Annotated in this window: 13 protein-coding genes and 1 pseudogene; 6 read left to right on the top strand and 8 right to left on the bottom strand. The window is 64.3% G+C overall.

From position 1 onward, the window contains the following. The first annotated feature begins 103 nt into the window (after positions 1 to 103). Positions 104 to 610, top strand: coding sequence for a MarR family winged helix-turn-helix transcriptional regulator (locus tag N2605_RS12995; protein WP_036013463.1), 507 nt, complete (start codon positions 104 to 106; stop codon positions 608 to 610). 12 nt (positions 611 to 622) lie between these two features. Here N2605_RS12995 and N2605_RS12990 read toward each other — a convergent pair whose 3' ends face one another. From N2605_RS12990 to N2605_RS12960, 7 genes are read right to left on the bottom strand one after another with little or no spacing between them, the layout of a single operon-like run. Then, positions 623 to 2,278, bottom strand: coding sequence for an ATP-dependent acyl-CoA ligase (locus N2605_RS12990; protein ID WP_425248857.1), 1,656 nt, complete (start codon positions 2,276 to 2,278; stop codon positions 623 to 625). 18 nt (positions 2,279 to 2,296) lie between these two features. Beyond that, on the bottom strand, positions 2,297 to 3,454 hold the full coding sequence (locus tag N2605_RS12985) for an ABC transporter substrate-binding protein (RefSeq protein WP_260346857.1): 1,158 nt from the start codon (positions 3,452 to 3,454) through the stop codon (positions 2,297 to 2,299). Between the two features lie 58 nt (positions 3,455 to 3,512). Continuing rightward, positions 3,513 to 4,292: a cyclase family protein gene (locus N2605_RS12980; RefSeq protein ID WP_036013430.1), complete on the bottom strand. Its 780-nt coding sequence runs from the start codon at positions 4,290 to 4,292 to the stop codon at positions 3,513 to 3,515. A gap of 35 nt (positions 4,293 to 4,327) precedes the next feature. Further along, positions 4,328 to 5,569, bottom strand: coding sequence for an SDR family NAD(P)-dependent oxidoreductase (locus N2605_RS12975; protein WP_225186665.1), 1,242 nt, complete (start codon positions 5,567 to 5,569; stop codon positions 4,328 to 4,330). Then, positions 5,566 to 6,744, bottom strand: a complete 1,179-nt coding sequence (locus tag N2605_RS12970; protein ID WP_260346854.1) for a thiolase family protein — start codon at positions 6,742 to 6,744, stop codon at positions 5,566 to 5,568. The genes N2605_RS12975 and N2605_RS12970 overlap by 4 nt, the downstream gene beginning before the upstream one ends. Before the next feature lie 22 nt (positions 6,745 to 6,766). Then, positions 6,767 to 7,195 carry an organic hydroperoxide resistance protein gene (locus N2605_RS12965; RefSeq protein ID WP_311735370.1) on the bottom strand — a complete coding sequence of 143 codons (429 nt, stop codon included), beginning with the start codon at positions 7,193 to 7,195 and terminating at the stop codon, positions 6,767 to 6,769. A 31-nt stretch (positions 7,196 to 7,226) separates the two neighbouring features. After that, on the bottom strand, positions 7,227 to 8,009 hold the full coding sequence (locus N2605_RS12960; protein ID WP_225187239.1) for an aspartate/glutamate racemase family protein: 783 nt from the start codon (positions 8,007 to 8,009) through the stop codon (positions 7,227 to 7,229). Between the two features lie 626 nt (positions 8,010 to 8,635). Between N2605_RS12960 and N2605_RS12955 the strand changes: the two genes are divergently transcribed. From N2605_RS12955 to N2605_RS12940, 4 genes are read left to right on the top strand one after another with little or no spacing between them, the layout of a single operon-like run. Then, positions 8,636 to 9,784 carry an ABC transporter substrate-binding protein gene (locus N2605_RS12955; protein ID WP_260346851.1) on the top strand — a complete coding sequence of 383 codons (1,149 nt, stop codon included), beginning with the start codon at positions 8,636 to 8,638 and terminating at the stop codon, positions 9,782 to 9,784. A gap of 42 nt (positions 9,785 to 9,826) precedes the next feature. Then, positions 9,827 to 10,870, top strand: coding sequence for a branched-chain amino acid ABC transporter permease (locus N2605_RS12950; protein WP_057029860.1), 1,044 nt, complete (start codon positions 9,827 to 9,829; stop codon positions 10,868 to 10,870). Continuing rightward, a complete protein-coding gene (locus N2605_RS12945; protein ID WP_260346849.1) occupies positions 10,867 to 12,636 on the top strand; it encodes a branched-chain amino acid ABC transporter ATP-binding protein/permease in 1,770 nt (589 codons plus the stop codon). Before N2605_RS12950 ends, N2605_RS12945 begins: the two co-directional genes overlap by 4 nt. After that, entirely contained in the window at positions 12,633 to 13,346 is a 714-nt protein-coding gene (locus tag N2605_RS12940) for an ABC transporter ATP-binding protein (protein ID WP_109144179.1), read from the top strand. The genes N2605_RS12945 and N2605_RS12940 overlap by 4 nt, the downstream gene beginning before the upstream one ends. A gap of 321 nt (positions 13,347 to 13,667) precedes the next feature. Here N2605_RS12940 and N2605_RS12935 read toward each other — a convergent pair. Then, a pseudogene (locus tag N2605_RS12935) lies at positions 13,668 to 13,812 on the bottom strand (IS5/IS1182 family transposase); the annotation flags it as partial. 130 nt (positions 13,813 to 13,942) lie between these two features. On the opposite strand from N2605_RS12935, the gene N2605_RS12930 reads away from it, so the two are divergent. Further along, the gene (locus N2605_RS12930) at positions 13,943 to 14,182 is read left to right on the top strand and encodes a hypothetical protein (RefSeq protein WP_225143069.1); all 240 of its coding nucleotides are present in this window, start codon (positions 13,943 to 13,945) and stop codon (positions 14,180 to 14,182) included. The last annotated feature ends 56 nt before the right edge of the window (positions 14,183 to 14,238 follow it).

The following is a 14,238-nucleotide window of genomic DNA, read 5'->3' as shown; positions in this document are numbered from 1 at the left end:
TCCCTCGGACCCAGCCTTGAATTTACTTTTGGCACGAACTATCTTGCCAATGTCCACGAGAGCTGCGCCAGCTTTCGTAAGCCACGAAGCCCGGGAGATTCGATTGGCACTCGCGAAGGAGTCCACCCCTGTTTCGGCCAAGAACGAGACGGATCAGGAGGCTGAGTACAGGGCTCAAACACGCCTTTGGCTCCGACTGCTCGCCTGCACGTCCCTCATCGAAAGCGAGTTGCGGCGCCGGTTTCGCGAAGAGTTCGACTTCACGATGCCCCGCTTCGACGTTCTCGCCCAGCTCGACCGCGAACCAAGCGGACTTGTGCTGGGAGAGCTGCCCAAGCGCCTGATGGTCTCCGCCGGGAACCTCACGCCAATCGTCGACCGCCTGGTCGCAGATGGATACATCACCCGCACGGCGTCGAACCTCGACCGGCGGGTGCAGATCGTCTGTATGACGGTCGAAGGCCGCAAGATCTTCAGGCGAATGGCCAAGAGCCACGGCGCGTGGCTTGCCGAGCTCCTGGCGGATTTCCCGGCAGATCGGTTCGATGGATTGATCGGCGAGCTCGACGAACTCAAGGCCGCCGTCAGGGACGCCTTGCAAAAACCTTGAGCGGATACGACGTCAGCGTCGTACCTTCACTCCGGCCGCTTCGCGATCCCATGTATCCGTCGTGACACCGGCATCGCGCAGCACGCCCTTCTTGATCTTGCCGTTCTCCGTCAGCGGCATCTGACCGAGGATTCGCACATAACGCGGAATAGCGAAATAGGCGATCCGTCCTTCGCAATGCCTGACGATGTCGACGGGCTGTAGCAAGTGGCCCGGTTCCAGCAGAATCGCAGCAGCAACTTCGTCCTCACCCAACTCCGACGGCAGCGGGTAGACCGCGCAGGCAGCGACCGCGGGGTGCGCCTGGATCGCCTGCTCGACCTCCCACGAGGACACGTTCTCGCCGCGCCTGCGGATGGAATCCTTCATGCGATCGATGAAGCGATAATGCCCGTCGGAATCGCGAACGACCCGATCGCCTGAGTGGAACCACAGATTTCGCCAGGCCTCCACGGTCTTCTCCGGCATGCCGAAATAGCCGGACGCGAACGCAAAGGGTTCTCTCGCGCGAAGCACGAGCTCGCCGGCCTCTCCATCAGGCAGCGCGGAATCATTCTCGTCGACGATCCGCGCCTCAATGCCATCGGCCAGGTACCCCATCGTCCCCGCCCGATCCGACGGAATCGTGCCGGCGAACACGAAATTCGTCTCCGTCGACCCGTAGCCGTCGACCAGCGGTACGCCGAAGCGCTCGCGGAACGGGCCGTGGATTTGCGGCGGCACGCCGCCGCCAAGAGCGACACGAAGACGATGCATTGACTCGTCTGCGCTCTTCGGCTGTGCCAGGAGCATCGACGCCATCGCACCGAGCAGATAGCCGACCGTCGCATTGTGCTGTCGCGCGGCAGCCCAAAAGCCGGAAGCCGAGAACTTCGGCTCGAGCACGTACGTGCATCCGTTCAGCAGCGCCTGATAGAACGCATTCAGCGCGTTGGTGTGGAACAGCGGCAGCGTCGTGAACAGCACATCGCCCTCGCGGATTCCGAGCGCGCGCGCCGAATAGACGCCCCACCAGAACAGCTGCGCCTGCGGACAGCACACACCCTTCGCAGGCCCCGTGGTGCCCGACGTATAGAGGATCGCAACGGTGTCACCGGGACGCACGGCGCCGGCCGGGGCTGCGGCGCCAAGAGGCGGCAGCGGGACCGCGGAAAGCCTGGCACCGATTGCGTCGGCGGCAGCTCCGATGATCCAGGTCCGAGGCGGCAGCTCGACATCCGCCTCGACACTCTCGACCGCGCTGACGAACTGAGCCTCGATGACGAGCAGCGCGGGACGCGAGTTGCGGAAAATGTGGGACAGCTGGAAGCCGCGCAAGGCGGTATTGATCGGGACCGCAATCGCCCCCAGCCACGCACAGCCGAGATAGACCTGCAAGAACTCCGGACGGTTCGAGCACATCAGCGCGACCCGGTCGCCCGGCTTGATCCCGGTATCGACCAGCGTCTGGGCCGACGCAGCCGCAATCGTCGCAGCCTGCGTAAAGCTCCAACGCGCCTCTCCGGCAACGAGCAGAAGGCGATCGCCGTAACGCTCCGCCTGGCGCGTGAGCATCGTCGAGAGGATGCGCTCAGACGACGGAAACGACGCCATCGCGCGCGCCCAGGCAGGCGTCACGTCCTCACCGCCGACCACCTCGGTGATGTTCGCTAGCGCATCTTTCTCCATTGCGACCATGCTCGCACCTCAAGGCAACAGCTTGTACTTGCCGTCCTCGATCTGAACCATGATGCGCGAGCGATCGTCGACTCCATGCCGGTCCGCCGGCGTGTAGGTGTACACGCCCTGCGTCCCGACGACCTCCTTGGTGGTGAACAGTGCCTGGCGAATCGCGGTACGGAACTCAGGTGAGCCTGGTTTGGCACCGGTTGCCAGCGCACGCTTGGCGGCGTCGGCGAAGATCAGCCAGCCGTCGAAGGAATAGGACGAGAATGAATCCGTCGGCGCCTCGCCATTGGCCTTTTCGAAGGCCGCGCGGAAATCCAGGGCGACCTTCTGGATCGGATTGCTGGCCGGAAGCTGCTCCGCCGCGGTCACAGGTCCCGTCGGACACATGATGCCATTGGCGGCTTTGCCGGCCAGACGAAGGAAATCGGCGCTGATCAGCCCGTGATTGCCGTAGAGCGGTCCCTTATATCCCCGCTCGGACAGAGCGATGACCGGCAGCGCGCCTGGCGTGCCAGTGCCGCCGAGCATGATGGCGTCGGGACGCGCGGCGAGTGCGCGCAGCACCTGAGCCGTCACCGAGGAGTCCGACCGGGCATAGCGTTCGTTGGCGACGACCTTGATGCCGGCGGCCTTCGCACTCTGCTCGAGCGAATTGTACATGAGATCGCCGAACGCATCGGAGAAACCGATGAAGGCCACGGTCGTCAAGCTCTTCGCCTTCATGTGGTCGACGATTCCTTGCACCAGAAGCGGCGTGGGCTGCGGCGTCTGCACGACCCAGGGGCCGCCGTCGCCTGATGGCACCGGTGCGATCGGCGACACCGCGATCATCGGAATCTTCATTTCGATGGCCGCAGTCGCCATCGCGAGCGTCTGGGGAGCGCCGGACGTGCCGATCAGGATATCGACCTTCTCTTGCTCGACCAGCTTGCGCGCATTGCGTGCCGACGCGGTCGGATCGGAGCCGTCATCGAGCTGGATGACCCGCAGCTTCTCGCCGCCGATTTCGCCGATATAGGCCTGACCTGCGGCGACGCCCTTCGCGTTGGGAATGCCGATCGATGACACCGGCCCACTGAGGCCGGTAACGAATCCGACGAGGATCTCGGCTCGCGCGAATTGCGGAACGGCAAGCAGCAATGCAGTGGAAGCCACCAGGCTCTTGATCAAGTTCATGGCACCTGTCTTTCGGGAGAATTTCTTGGTCTGATTGGCGAGCGCCATTGATTGGGGCTCAAGTGGACGACACCAGAGCGATGACTCGAAGCGGGCTGCCGGAACCGTTCTGGATCTTTAGTGGCGAGGCCACGATGACGGCGCCGGTGGCCGGAAGCTGATCCAGGTTACACAGGCATTGCAGGCCGTAGCGGCCCGCGCCGTGCAGGAAGTGATGCGCCGGATAAGGCGGCTCGAAGTGTCCGGCCTGCCCCGCATCCGTGCCGATGGTTTCGGTGCCGAAACCGATGACACCGCGCTCCTCCACCAGCCACTTCATCACCGCCGGGTTCGGGCCCGGCGTATGCGCGCCGTCGTCCCTGAGATTGGAGTAGTCACGCCAGCCCTTCTTCGACCAGTCGGTCCTGAGCAGGACCCAATTCCGCTCAGGGATCCGGCCGTGCCTGGCTTCCCAGGCTTCGACAATCGGGACGGTCAGCAGGAAATCGGGATCCTGCGCCGCCTGCGCCGAGCAGTCGATGACACAGGCCGGTGCGATCATGTCCTTGGCCGGCATGGTGTCGACGGCATTGTTCGGCAGGTTCTTGCCGGTGAACCAGTGAATCGGCGCGTCGAAATGCGTGCCGGTGTGTTCGCCGAACGTAACGTTGTTCCAGTACCAGGCCGGGCCGCGACCATCGTATCGCGATATCTCCTGGATGCGGACAGGCGCGGCCTGACCGAATTCCGGCGGCAGGACGATGACCGGAAAGTCCGGACTGAGTGTGAAGGTCAGATCGACGACGCGCACCGCGCCGGAAGAAATCGCACTCGCTAGCTCCAGGAGATTGCTTTGCATCGTCAAGTCCTCCAGCTCGGTTGAAATCCCGCTTCTTATCGGTCGAGCTCGCGCTCGAGCGCTTTCGGATTGGCCGCGAGACGTTGCCGGATCTCTTCGGCGACATCTCCGACATACATCTCTTCGAGTCCGTTCTTGAGGCCCGACACGACCGCCTGCGCAATCACGCGCGGCGCGACCTTGGGCGGCGGCACGGTCTGGAACCATTCGGTGTCGACAGGGCCGGTGAACAGGTTCATCACCCGGACGCCGCCCGGCCGCAGCTCCGCGCGCAAGCAATGCGACAACGACAGGCAGGCGGCCTGCGAAGCCGAGTAGGCGCCGAAGGCGGGCCAGTTCGCCAGTGCATAGACCGAGAGAATATTGACCCATGCCGCGCTGCTGTTGATGCCGTCGGCACCGCGCATCCGCATGGCGGGGCCAAAGGCTTGAGCGAGATTGATGAAGCCGAGATAGGCCTGATCGATCTCGTCCCGTGCGATGCTCGTGCCCCTGCGGTCGAGCAGGCCGCCCGGCCGGACATATTCCGTCGTGTTGACGAGAATATCGACCTTGCCGCCGATGTCGGCCGCAAGATCGGTAGCCGATTTTTCGTCAGCAGCATCGAGAGTCACGATCTCGATCCCTTCCTGGCCGCGCAGCCGCTCCTCGCCGGCGAACGGCCGCCATGGTTCGGCAACGCCGACGAACACCGTCTTGGCGCCCGCCGCCTTCAAAGCGGCGACGGCTTCCTGACCGATGACGCTGCGGCCGTTGGTGACGAGCGCGCGACGGAATTTCGGATCGGCCGTCATTTCCCGCCACTGCTTGTCGTCTGCCATGTTGGGAGTCTCCCCTTCGGGACGGGCAAAGGCCACCGCCTGGCCGCTCTTGTCGAGTTGCAGCGACATGCTGACGGCCGCGCCCTCTGCGCAGTCGGCATGAAGATGTGCGACGATCATCGGACCGCAATCCATCTTGATGAGGCCGATCCGCCACGGCGCCCGTTCGCGGAAATAGACGTCGCTCGGCACCCGTGCGGTTGTCTCGGCAAGCAGTACACCTCGCCGCGGCGCATCGACGAAAGCGAGGCCGGCCGAAAGACAAGACGGGCAGGCTTCGCGCGCCGGATAGGCAAAGGTGCCGCAAGCCTCGCAGCGCTGCAACATAAAGCGGCCTTCGGCGGCCGCGCGCGTGAACCCGTGCGACATCCTGCTGCGCGGTCGCGGTGGCGAGGCCGGTAGCCGCGTCCGCAGCAGCGGGTTCTTGCGCCGGGGCGGCTTGATCTGCTCTATCATCGCGACGGTCCAGCAAGGATCGCGGCACCCGAGGCGAGACCACGATCATAGTTGATCATACCGAACCCCGAGGCCAGAGCGAGGCTCGCATTCCTGACCTGCGTGGGACCGGCACTGCCCAGAACCTGCCGCAACCCTTCAACGAGGCCGAGATAGGCGCCGGCGGCACCGGCCTGCCCGACCGAGAGCTGTCCGCCCGAGGTGTTGTGCGGGAAGTCGCCATCGATGGTGAGATCGTGTTGGCGCACGAACTCAGCGCCCTCGCCCTTCTTGCAGAATCCGAGATCCTCGAACTGCATCATCGTGATGACGGGATAGTCGTCATAGGTCTGCACGACATCGAGATCGTCAGGCTTGACGCCGGCCATCGTATAGAGCTCGTCGACATCCATCGCCCAGCCGCCGCGCACCTGCATCGGATCGTCGGCAAAGGCATTGTGCCGCTCGATCGTCGAAAGGAGTCGCGCGGCGGGCAGCTTCAGGGATGAAGCCGTCTCATCGCGCATCACGAGGAAAGCTTCCGCGCCCGCACAGGGCATCACGCAATCGAACAGGTGGATCGGATCGGAAATCGGCCGGGCCGCCAGGTATTGCTCGAGCGTGAGCGGAGCCTTCATGAGCGCATGCGGGTTGCGCAGGGCATTGGCGCGCTGGGCGACAGCGATCTTGCCGACGTCCTCGCGCGCGACGCCGAACATTCGCATATAGTTGCGCGCAATCAGCGCAAAGCTGGCATTGGCGCCGCCCGCGCCGTAAGGATAGACGGCGTCCTGATTGAACCGCGAGAAATTCTCCAGCGTCAGCCTGAACGAATCGACGTGATTGGTGTCGCCAGCGACGCACGCCACGATGTCGGCATCGCGCGCCTGAACCGCGCGCGCCGCCTTGCGCAGCGCCGCAATAGCGCTGGCGCCGCCGAGCGGGATCGTGTCCAACCACCGGACGCAGAGCCCGAAATGCTGTGTCAATCCGATGCCACTGTCCGTGCCCATGGTGAAACTGGAGACGCACAGGCCGTCGATGTCGGAGGCCTTGATGCCGGCCTGCGCGACGAGCGCGCTCAGCGCTCGCCCGATCCACCACTGCGCGCTCTCGATGGAGTAGCGCACATAGGGAATCGTGACGGGAGCCGCGATCACCACGCCGTCATATGGAGCGCGCAAGGTGTTGGTCACCGACCGCCCTCGTTCATCCGCCTCAGACCACCGTCAGTTTCACGTCAATATTGCCGCGGGTTGCGTTCGAATAGGGGCAACGCTCATGCGCACCGGCAACGACCTCTTCGGCCACGGCCTTCTCGACACCGGGCAGGCTGACCTTCAGCTCGACAGCGAGCGCATATCCGACGGGCACCGGCCCCATCGCAACCTTCGCAGTCACGGACGGCTCGGCAGAGGGCACCACCTTCCGCGTGCGCGCGACGAGCTTGACCGCGCCGAGAAAGCAAGCGGCATAGCCGGCCGCAAAGAGCTGCTCGGGATTGGTGCCTTCGCCGCCGGGACCACCCATCGATTTCGGCAAGGACAGGGACACCGAGAGCAGACCGTCAGCGCTGACCGCCTTGCCATCCCGACCACCGGTCGCCGCCACCTCGGTCTCGTACAGGATCTTTTCGGGGGTCATCATTATTTGTTCTCCAGGAACGGTTTTTCGAGGACTAGCGGCTGTTACGGGCAAGTAGCGCGCGGAAGTCATCGCGGGCCTGGGCGCTGGCCCGCCTGAAGCTCGGCCCGCGGCTGGGCTCGGTGCCATTGAGCTTCCGGAGCTGTACCCACATCTCGGCACTCTTGAGCGCCACGGCCGCGCAGTTGACCACCGGAGCGTGGCCGACCTTCAGGCCATGCTCTCGCCCGATCAAGAGGCCTGGCAACACGCCGGCCGGGATCACGACATCCGCGCCGCGTTCCACCAGCGGGAGTGCGCAGGCGACGAAGTCCTTGATCATGCGGGCTTGGGCGGCGGCGTTTCCGGCGAACGCATCGGCGAAATCATCCGGCCTGCAGCCAAGGCCGGTCACATGGACGACGCGATCGCCGAGGCCGTAACGCTCGGCCTGCTCATAGTGCAAGACCTCGAAGACGGGATCGAGCGTCACAAGACCCAGCCGCCGCCCGAGTTGTGAGGCCGCCAGCAACGTCGCCTCGCCGGTCCCGATCACGGGAATGTCGAGGGCCGAGCGCAGCTCGTAGAGTCCGGGATCCTGAAAATGCCCCATGACGAAGGCGTCGAACCCGCCCTCTTCCGCTGCGATGCCGTTGTCGATCGCCTGGACCGCACAGCGCAATTCCGCGAGCCGTCCGAACTCGCGGTCCGGCGGACTGATGCCCTGGACGTGGACCGCCGTGCCTGGCGCAGCGATGTCGTTCAGGTATTCCGACAGCCGCGCCATGTAGGGCGCATTCACGCTCGCATCAACAAAGCTCTGCCAGAAGATGCGCATCGTCCTTCTCCTCAAGCGGTGATCGGAGGATCGGTCGTCGGCTGCCGATGAATATATTTCAACCATAAACTAATTGACGCGTCAAATGCGCGCGGCGGCGACGGCGACCAGTGCCGTCGGGGTCAAGGCGAGCACGGCGTTTTCTATGGGTCGATGAGCGCAGGAGCGCCGCACACTGACGAAATTGTATGCAACAACATTTTTTTCTGACAGCCCCGTGACACGTGTTGACGGCGCCACCGGAGTTACTTTAGGCTTTAAGTAATTCCTCGCCGGTCAAAGACCGGTGGCCATGACAATGATGTTGCAGGGCACCGATTTTGAGAGACTCGATCGTGTGGACAGTCGCCGTGCTCGAACAGCCGGCCTTAGCAGCAGCATCGCCGTTCGCGCATCGCGGCGGCACCGACGACCTTTCATCGCTCCGGAAAAGGCCCGCTTGCATGTGCCGGTGGGCCTATCGTTCGCGCGGCACGCAACATCATGGCTGCTGAGCGCCGGGCGAGTTCGGTCGCGCTCGGTATTTGGCGCCGCAGCAATGTTTTCAATCGGTCGGTTCGTCGTTCGGGGACCCCGTGCGGCAGCATCGAAGCATTCCTATCCAGCATCAACGGAGGAGAACGCATATGCGCAAGACTCTGAGTTTACTTGCACTTGCCGCCGGCATCGTCACAGCCCCCGCCGCGCGGGCCGATATCACCATCGGCTTCGTCACCTCGCTCAGCGGCAACGGCTCGTCGATCGGCATCCCCTACGGGCGTGGCATCAACGCGGCCTATGAATACAAGAAGACCGTCAACGGCGAGACCATCCGCCTGATCCAGCTCGACGACGGCTCCGACCCGTCGGCCGCGACCCGCAATGCCCGCAAGCTGGTGGAAGAAGAGAAGGTCGACCTCCTGATAGGCACGGCGACGGCGCCCTCGACCATCGCCATGGCGGCGGTGGCGAGCGAATTGAAAGTGCCGATGATCGCGGTCTCGCCGATCGGCAAACTGCCGGAAGCACCCGAGCAGTGGGTGGTGTCGGTGCCGCAGCCTGCGTCCCTCCTCGTCAAGATCATCGCCGATCGCATGAAGCGCGATGGCATGAAGAACATCGGCTATATCGGCTTCTCCGACGCCTGGGGGGACCTCGTCTACAACGGCGCCAAGGCGGCGGAGGCCGCCGGCGACGTCAAGATCCAGACCAACGAGCGCTATGCGCGCACCGACACCTCGGTCACGGCGCAGATCCTCAAAGTGCTCGCGGCGCGGCCGGACGCCGTGCTGGACGGCGGCTCGGGGACGCAAGGCGCGCTGCCGCTCCTCAGCCTCGCGGAGCGCGGCTTCAAGGGAAACACCTACGGCACGGTGGCGCTCGTCAATCCGGACTTCGTGAACGTCGGCGGCAAGGCGGCCGAAGGCATCCAGGTCTCCGCCGGCCCGGTCATCGTGGCCGAGCAGCTGCCCGACGAACATTTCGCCAAGAAGATCGCGCTGGATTTCCGCAGCGTCTACCAGAAGGTCCATAACATCCCGACCACCGACGGCTTCTCGGCCTACTCCTTCGACGCCTGGCTGATCTTCGCCAACGCAGCGGAGCGCGCGCTCAAGACGGCGAAGCCCGGCACGGCGGAATTTCGCGCCGCCCTGCGGGACGCGATCCTCAGCACCAAGGAGCTGCCCGGCGTGCACGCCATCTACAACTTCAAGCCCGGCTCGGTGACCGGCGTCGATGAGCGCGCGCTGGTCGTGGTGCGCCTGACGGGCGGCGCCTGGAAATACGCGCCGTAGTCGGACAGGGCAGGCCACCAGAACAAGGGGACGGCGTTCTCAATGACGAGCGACATCGCAGCCATTCTTGCGATCGACGGGATCGCCACCGGCGCAGTCTACGCGCTGGTGGCGATCGGGACCGTCCTCATCTTCACGGTGACACGGGTCATCTTCATTCCCTTTGGCGACATCGCGGCCTTCACGGCGCTGACGCTGGCGGCGCTCGACGCGAAGCGCTTTCCGGGCACGGGTGCGCTGGTCGTCATCCTTGCGTGCCTCGCAACCCTGATCGAAATCGTCTCGCTGCTGCGCAATGGCGAGCGTCGGCTGCTTCCGCGCGCTCTCTTCTTCTATCTCGCATTGCCGCTGGCCGTGGTTGGCCTCGCCTGGCTGACCATGCGCGCCGATCCGCCGCTCGCCATCAGGCTCGTGCTGGCCTTGATGCTGATCACCCCCATCTCCCCGCTGCTGGACCGGATCGTCTTCCGTCCCATTGCGGACGGAACGGTGCTGCTGCTCCTGACCGTTTCCGTCGCCCTGCACTTCGCGCTGGTCGGCCTTGGGCTGCTCTTCTTCGGTCCCGAGGGTGTCAGGACCGAGCCGCTGACGTCATTGTCGACCGAACTTGCGGGCGTGCTGATCTCGGGCCAGACCATGCTGATCGTGATCGCAGCCCTCGTCTTCTCTGGCCTGCTCTATCTCTTCTTCGACTTCACGCTGGTCGGTAAATCGCTCCGCGCGACGGCCGTGAACCGGACCGGCTCCCGCCTGATGGGCATACGTCCCGCCCGCGCCGGCACCATCGCCTATCTCCTGGGCTCGCTGATGGCCGGCGTCTCCGGAATCCTGATCGCGCCCGTCAACACCATATTCTACGATTCCGGCTTCCTGCTCGGCCTCAAGGCCTTCGTCGGCGCCATCGTCGGCGGCATGACGAGCTATCCCGGCGCGGCCATCGGCGCGGTCGGCGTCGGTATCCTCGAAAGCTTCGCATCCTTCGAGAGCAGCGCGCTGAAGGATGTCATCGTGTTCTCGCTTCTGATCCCGATCCTGATCTGGCGATCCCTCGCCTCGCTGCATTCCGAGGAGGAGATCGAGGAATGACGCGCCTTCACGTTCAGCTCGCGGCGGTGGCGGCGGTAGCGTGCCTTGCGCTCGCGCCATTCGTCCTCAACCCCTTCAGCATCACGCTGATGAACTATATCGGCATCTATTCGCTGGTCGCGATCGGCCTTGCCCTGCTCACCGGCGTCGGCGGCATCGTGTCCTTCGGACAGGCCGCCTTCGTCGGCGTCGCGGCCTATGCCACGGCCTGGGTCTCTGCTCTGAATGGATCTTCCCCGTGGCTCGGCCTCGTGTTCGGGGTGGCGCTGACCTGCGGTGTCGCCACCGTCCTCGGCGTCGTCACCTTGCGGCTCCAGGGCCATTTCCTGTCGCTCTCGACCGTCGCCTGGGGGCTCGCCATCGGCTTCCTGTTCGGCAATGTCGAGGGGCTCGGGCGCTTCAACGGCATCTCGTCGATCCCGCCGATCAGTATCGGATCGTTCGCGCTCGTTTCGAGCGCCCAGATCTATTTCCTGATCTGGGGCATCGTCGTCGTGGTGCTTTTCCTCGGATACAATCTCCTCGATTCCCGCGTCGGCCGCGCCATGCGCGCGCTGCGCGGCGGCAATATCCTGGTCGAAAGCCTCGGCATCAACGCCTTCCGGATCAAGCTCGTGACCTTCGTGATCGCGGCCTTCCTCGCCTCGCTCTCCGGCTGGCTCTACGCCCATATGAGCCGCTTCATCAGCCCGGGCCCGTTCGAGGCCGGCATGGGCATCGAATATCTGATGATGTCGATGGTCGGCGGCGCCGGCAGCCTGCTCGGCGGCGTCGTAGGCGCCGCTATCGTCACCCTGCTCAAGAACAGCGTGCAGGACTATCTGCCGCTGATCGCCAAGGGCGCGTCCGGCCAGCTCGAGATCGTCGCCTTCTCCGCGCTGTTCATCCTGTTCCTGCAATGGGCGCGGCAGGGCATCGTGCCGTTCGTCGCGCGCTACTTGCCGAAGATCAAGCGCGAACGGCCGCCAGCCGCCCCGCCACTGCCCCGCCGTCCCCAGCCGAAACCGGGCGAACTGCTTCTGAAGGTCGACGGCGCCGAACGGCGGTTCGGCGGTCTTGTCGCCGTCAACAATGTCAGCTTCGAAGTCCGCTCCGGCGAGATCCTCGCCGTCATCGGCCCGAACGGCGCCGGCAAGAGCACGATGTTCAACTGCCTGACGGGCGCGCTCAGGGTCAACAAGGGCGAGATCGTCTTTGCCGGCCGCGCCATCACGCGCGATCCACAATCCCGCATCGCGAGGGGCGGAATCGCCAGGACCTTCCAGCATGTGAAGCTGCGGCCGCGCATGAGCCTGCTCGAGAACGTCATGCTCGGCACCTACGCGCGCACCAGCACGGGCCTGTTCGCCGGCGCCCTGCGCCTCAACCAGCGCGAGGAAGCCAGCACCCGGCACGAGGCCTTGAAGCAGCTCGAACGCGTCGGGCTCGGCGACAAGCCGTTCGAGCTCGCGGGCAATCTGCCGCTCGGCAACCAGCGCATCCTGGAGATCGCGCGCGCTCTCGCCGCAGACCCGGCGCTGCTGGTGCTGGACGAGCCGGCCGCGGGCCTGCGCCGCCAGGAGAAGCTCAGGCTTGCGGAGCTGCTCCGCTCGCTGCGGTCGGACCATCTCACCATCCTGATCGTCGAGCATGACATGGAGTTCGTGATGTCGCTGGTCGACCGCATCGTCGTCCTCGACTTCGGCTCCAAGCTCTGCGAGGGCGCGCCCGCCGCGATCCGGAGCGACGAACGGGTGCAAGAGGCCTATCTCGGAGGCGTCGCGTGAGCGAGATGTTTTCCATGACGGACGTGACCGTCTGCTACGACAACGTCGAAGCAGTCCGCAACGTCTCGCTGTCGGTCGAGGAAGGCCAGATCGTCACCGTGATAGGCCCGAACGGTGCCGGCAAGACCACGCTGCTGATGGCCGCCATCGGGCTGCTCGCCTCGCGCGGCCGCCTCGTCTTTCAGGGCAACGACATCGGCAGGATGTCCGTCGAGGACCGCGTCGAGCGTCGGCTGTGCCTCGTGCCGGAGAAGCGCGAGCTGTTCTCCGACATGTCGGTCGCAGACAATCTCCTGCTCGGCTCCTACAGCCTGCGCGACCGCTCGGGCGTCCAGAAGACGCTGGACGAGGTCTATGATCGCTTTCCGCGCCTGAAGGAGCGGCAGCGCCAGGCCGCCGGCACCCTCTCCGGCGGCGAGCGCCAGATGCTGGCGCTCGGGCGCGCGTTGATGGCCAAGCCGAAGCTGCTCATGCTCGACGAGCCGAGCCTCGGCCTCGCACCGCTGATCGTGCGCGAGATCTTCCGCACCATCGCCTCGCTGCGCGATCTCGGCGTCTCGATCCTGCTGGTCGAGCAGAACGCCCGCGCCGCGCTGGAGACGGCCGACTACGGCTATGTGCTCGAGACCGGCGAGATCGTGCAGTCCGGCCCCGCCAAGGATCTCATCCACGATCCCCGGCTGATCACGGCCTATCTCGGCGGACACTAGCGCCGGCCTGGATCAGGCCCCGCTCGCTGAAAACACAAAACGTCGAAAACAACCCCATGCACAGTAGCCGCTGACAGCGTTTTCAATGACTTGCAGAGAGCCTTACGGATTTTACGAAAACAGGTTGTTCCGTCGGGCAAAACAGGGGCATAATGCCATCATCGCCGCTCCGGATGCCGACGGCTTCAACCGCCAACCTGGACTTCCGTTTTCATAAGGTACACTGCAAGACGCGCGACCGTCTGAATCCGTGCGACGCCAATTCTCCAACGCTCTCGCCAATCTAGCGCGTGGACTCGTAACGCGCGGACAGCCATAGCCGTGGATTTCACTCGTCAAGCCACCGCGTGACCTTTCGATCGATTGGTCCCAGTTCCTAGTGACACAGCGCCATGCTGATGGACGCGGACAATCGAGGTGTCGATCTCTGGACAGCGGCATCATGGGCAGCAGCAAGTGCGTCTAGAGTGACTTACATCACCTTATTCAAGTAACCCCCTCCGATCGTGCGCCGTATGTCGCGCTGATTTTGAACTCCCCCGCTTTGCGTGGCCACCAACGGCTACTCTGAACTCGAACTCCATAGGGAGGAAACCATGATGACCAAGACGCTGTTCGTCGGACTTCTTACAGCCGGATTTCTCTCTGCATCCTTCGCAGTTGATGCAGAAGCAGAACCAACTCGTTCCCAGCAAGTGAAAAACGTGGGAACTAGCCAGAATGGTGCCCGGGCGGGCTCCATGGATAGCTGGCCGCAGACGATGGACGAACTGAACAACGCCTACAACTGTGGTCCGTATGCGGACAAAGAGTCGGCCAAGAAGTGCAAGAAGTAAGCGTGTTTTTTGATCGCTCAAGTGCTGCTGAAGGGGTCAGCTACACGCTGGCCCTT

It is taken from the genome of Bradyrhizobium yuanmingense, from assembly GCF_025200905.1.
GTDB lineage: Bacteria > Pseudomonadota > Alphaproteobacteria > Rhizobiales > Xanthobacteraceae > Bradyrhizobium > Bradyrhizobium yuanmingense.
The sequence above is the reverse complement of the archived record's forward strand: the minus strand, read 5'-3'. Positions and strand labels throughout refer to the sequence as shown.

Excerpts from the sequence above, each read along its gene's own strand:
- N2605_RS12990 (WP_425248857.1), bottom strand. The coding sequence starts at position 2,278 with ATGGAGAAAGATGCGCTAGCGAACATCACCGAGGTGGTCGGCGGTGAG.
- N2605_RS12985 (WP_260346857.1), bottom strand. The coding sequence starts at position 3,454 with ATGAACTTGATCAAGAGCCTGGTGGCTTCCACTGCATTGCTGCTTGCC.
- N2605_RS12980 (WP_036013430.1), bottom strand. The coding sequence starts at position 4,292 with ATGCAAAGCAATCTCCTGGAGCTAGCGAGTGCGATTTCTTCCGGCGCG.
- N2605_RS12975 (WP_225186665.1), bottom strand. The coding sequence starts at position 5,569 with ATGATAGAGCAGATCAAGCCGCCCCGGCGCAAGAACCCGCTGCTGCGG.
- N2605_RS12965 (WP_311735370.1), bottom strand. The coding sequence starts at position 7,195 with ATGATGACCCCCGAAAAGATCCTGTACGAGACCGAGGTGGCGGCGACC.
- N2605_RS12960 (WP_225187239.1), bottom strand. The coding sequence starts at position 8,009 with ATGCGCATCTTCTGGCAGAGCTTTGTTGATGCGAGCGTGAATGCGCCC.
- N2605_RS12955 (WP_260346851.1), top strand. The coding sequence starts at position 8,636 with ATGCGCAAGACTCTGAGTTTACTTGCACTTGCCGCCGGCATCGTCACA.
- N2605_RS12950 (WP_057029860.1), top strand. The coding sequence starts at position 9,827 with ATGACGAGCGACATCGCAGCCATTCTTGCGATCGACGGGATCGCCACC.
- N2605_RS12945 (WP_260346849.1), top strand. The coding sequence starts at position 10,867 with ATGACGCGCCTTCACGTTCAGCTCGCGGCGGTGGCGGCGGTAGCGTGC.
- N2605_RS12930 (WP_225143069.1), top strand. The coding sequence starts at position 13,943 with ATGATGACCAAGACGCTGTTCGTCGGACTTCTTACAGCCGGATTTCTC.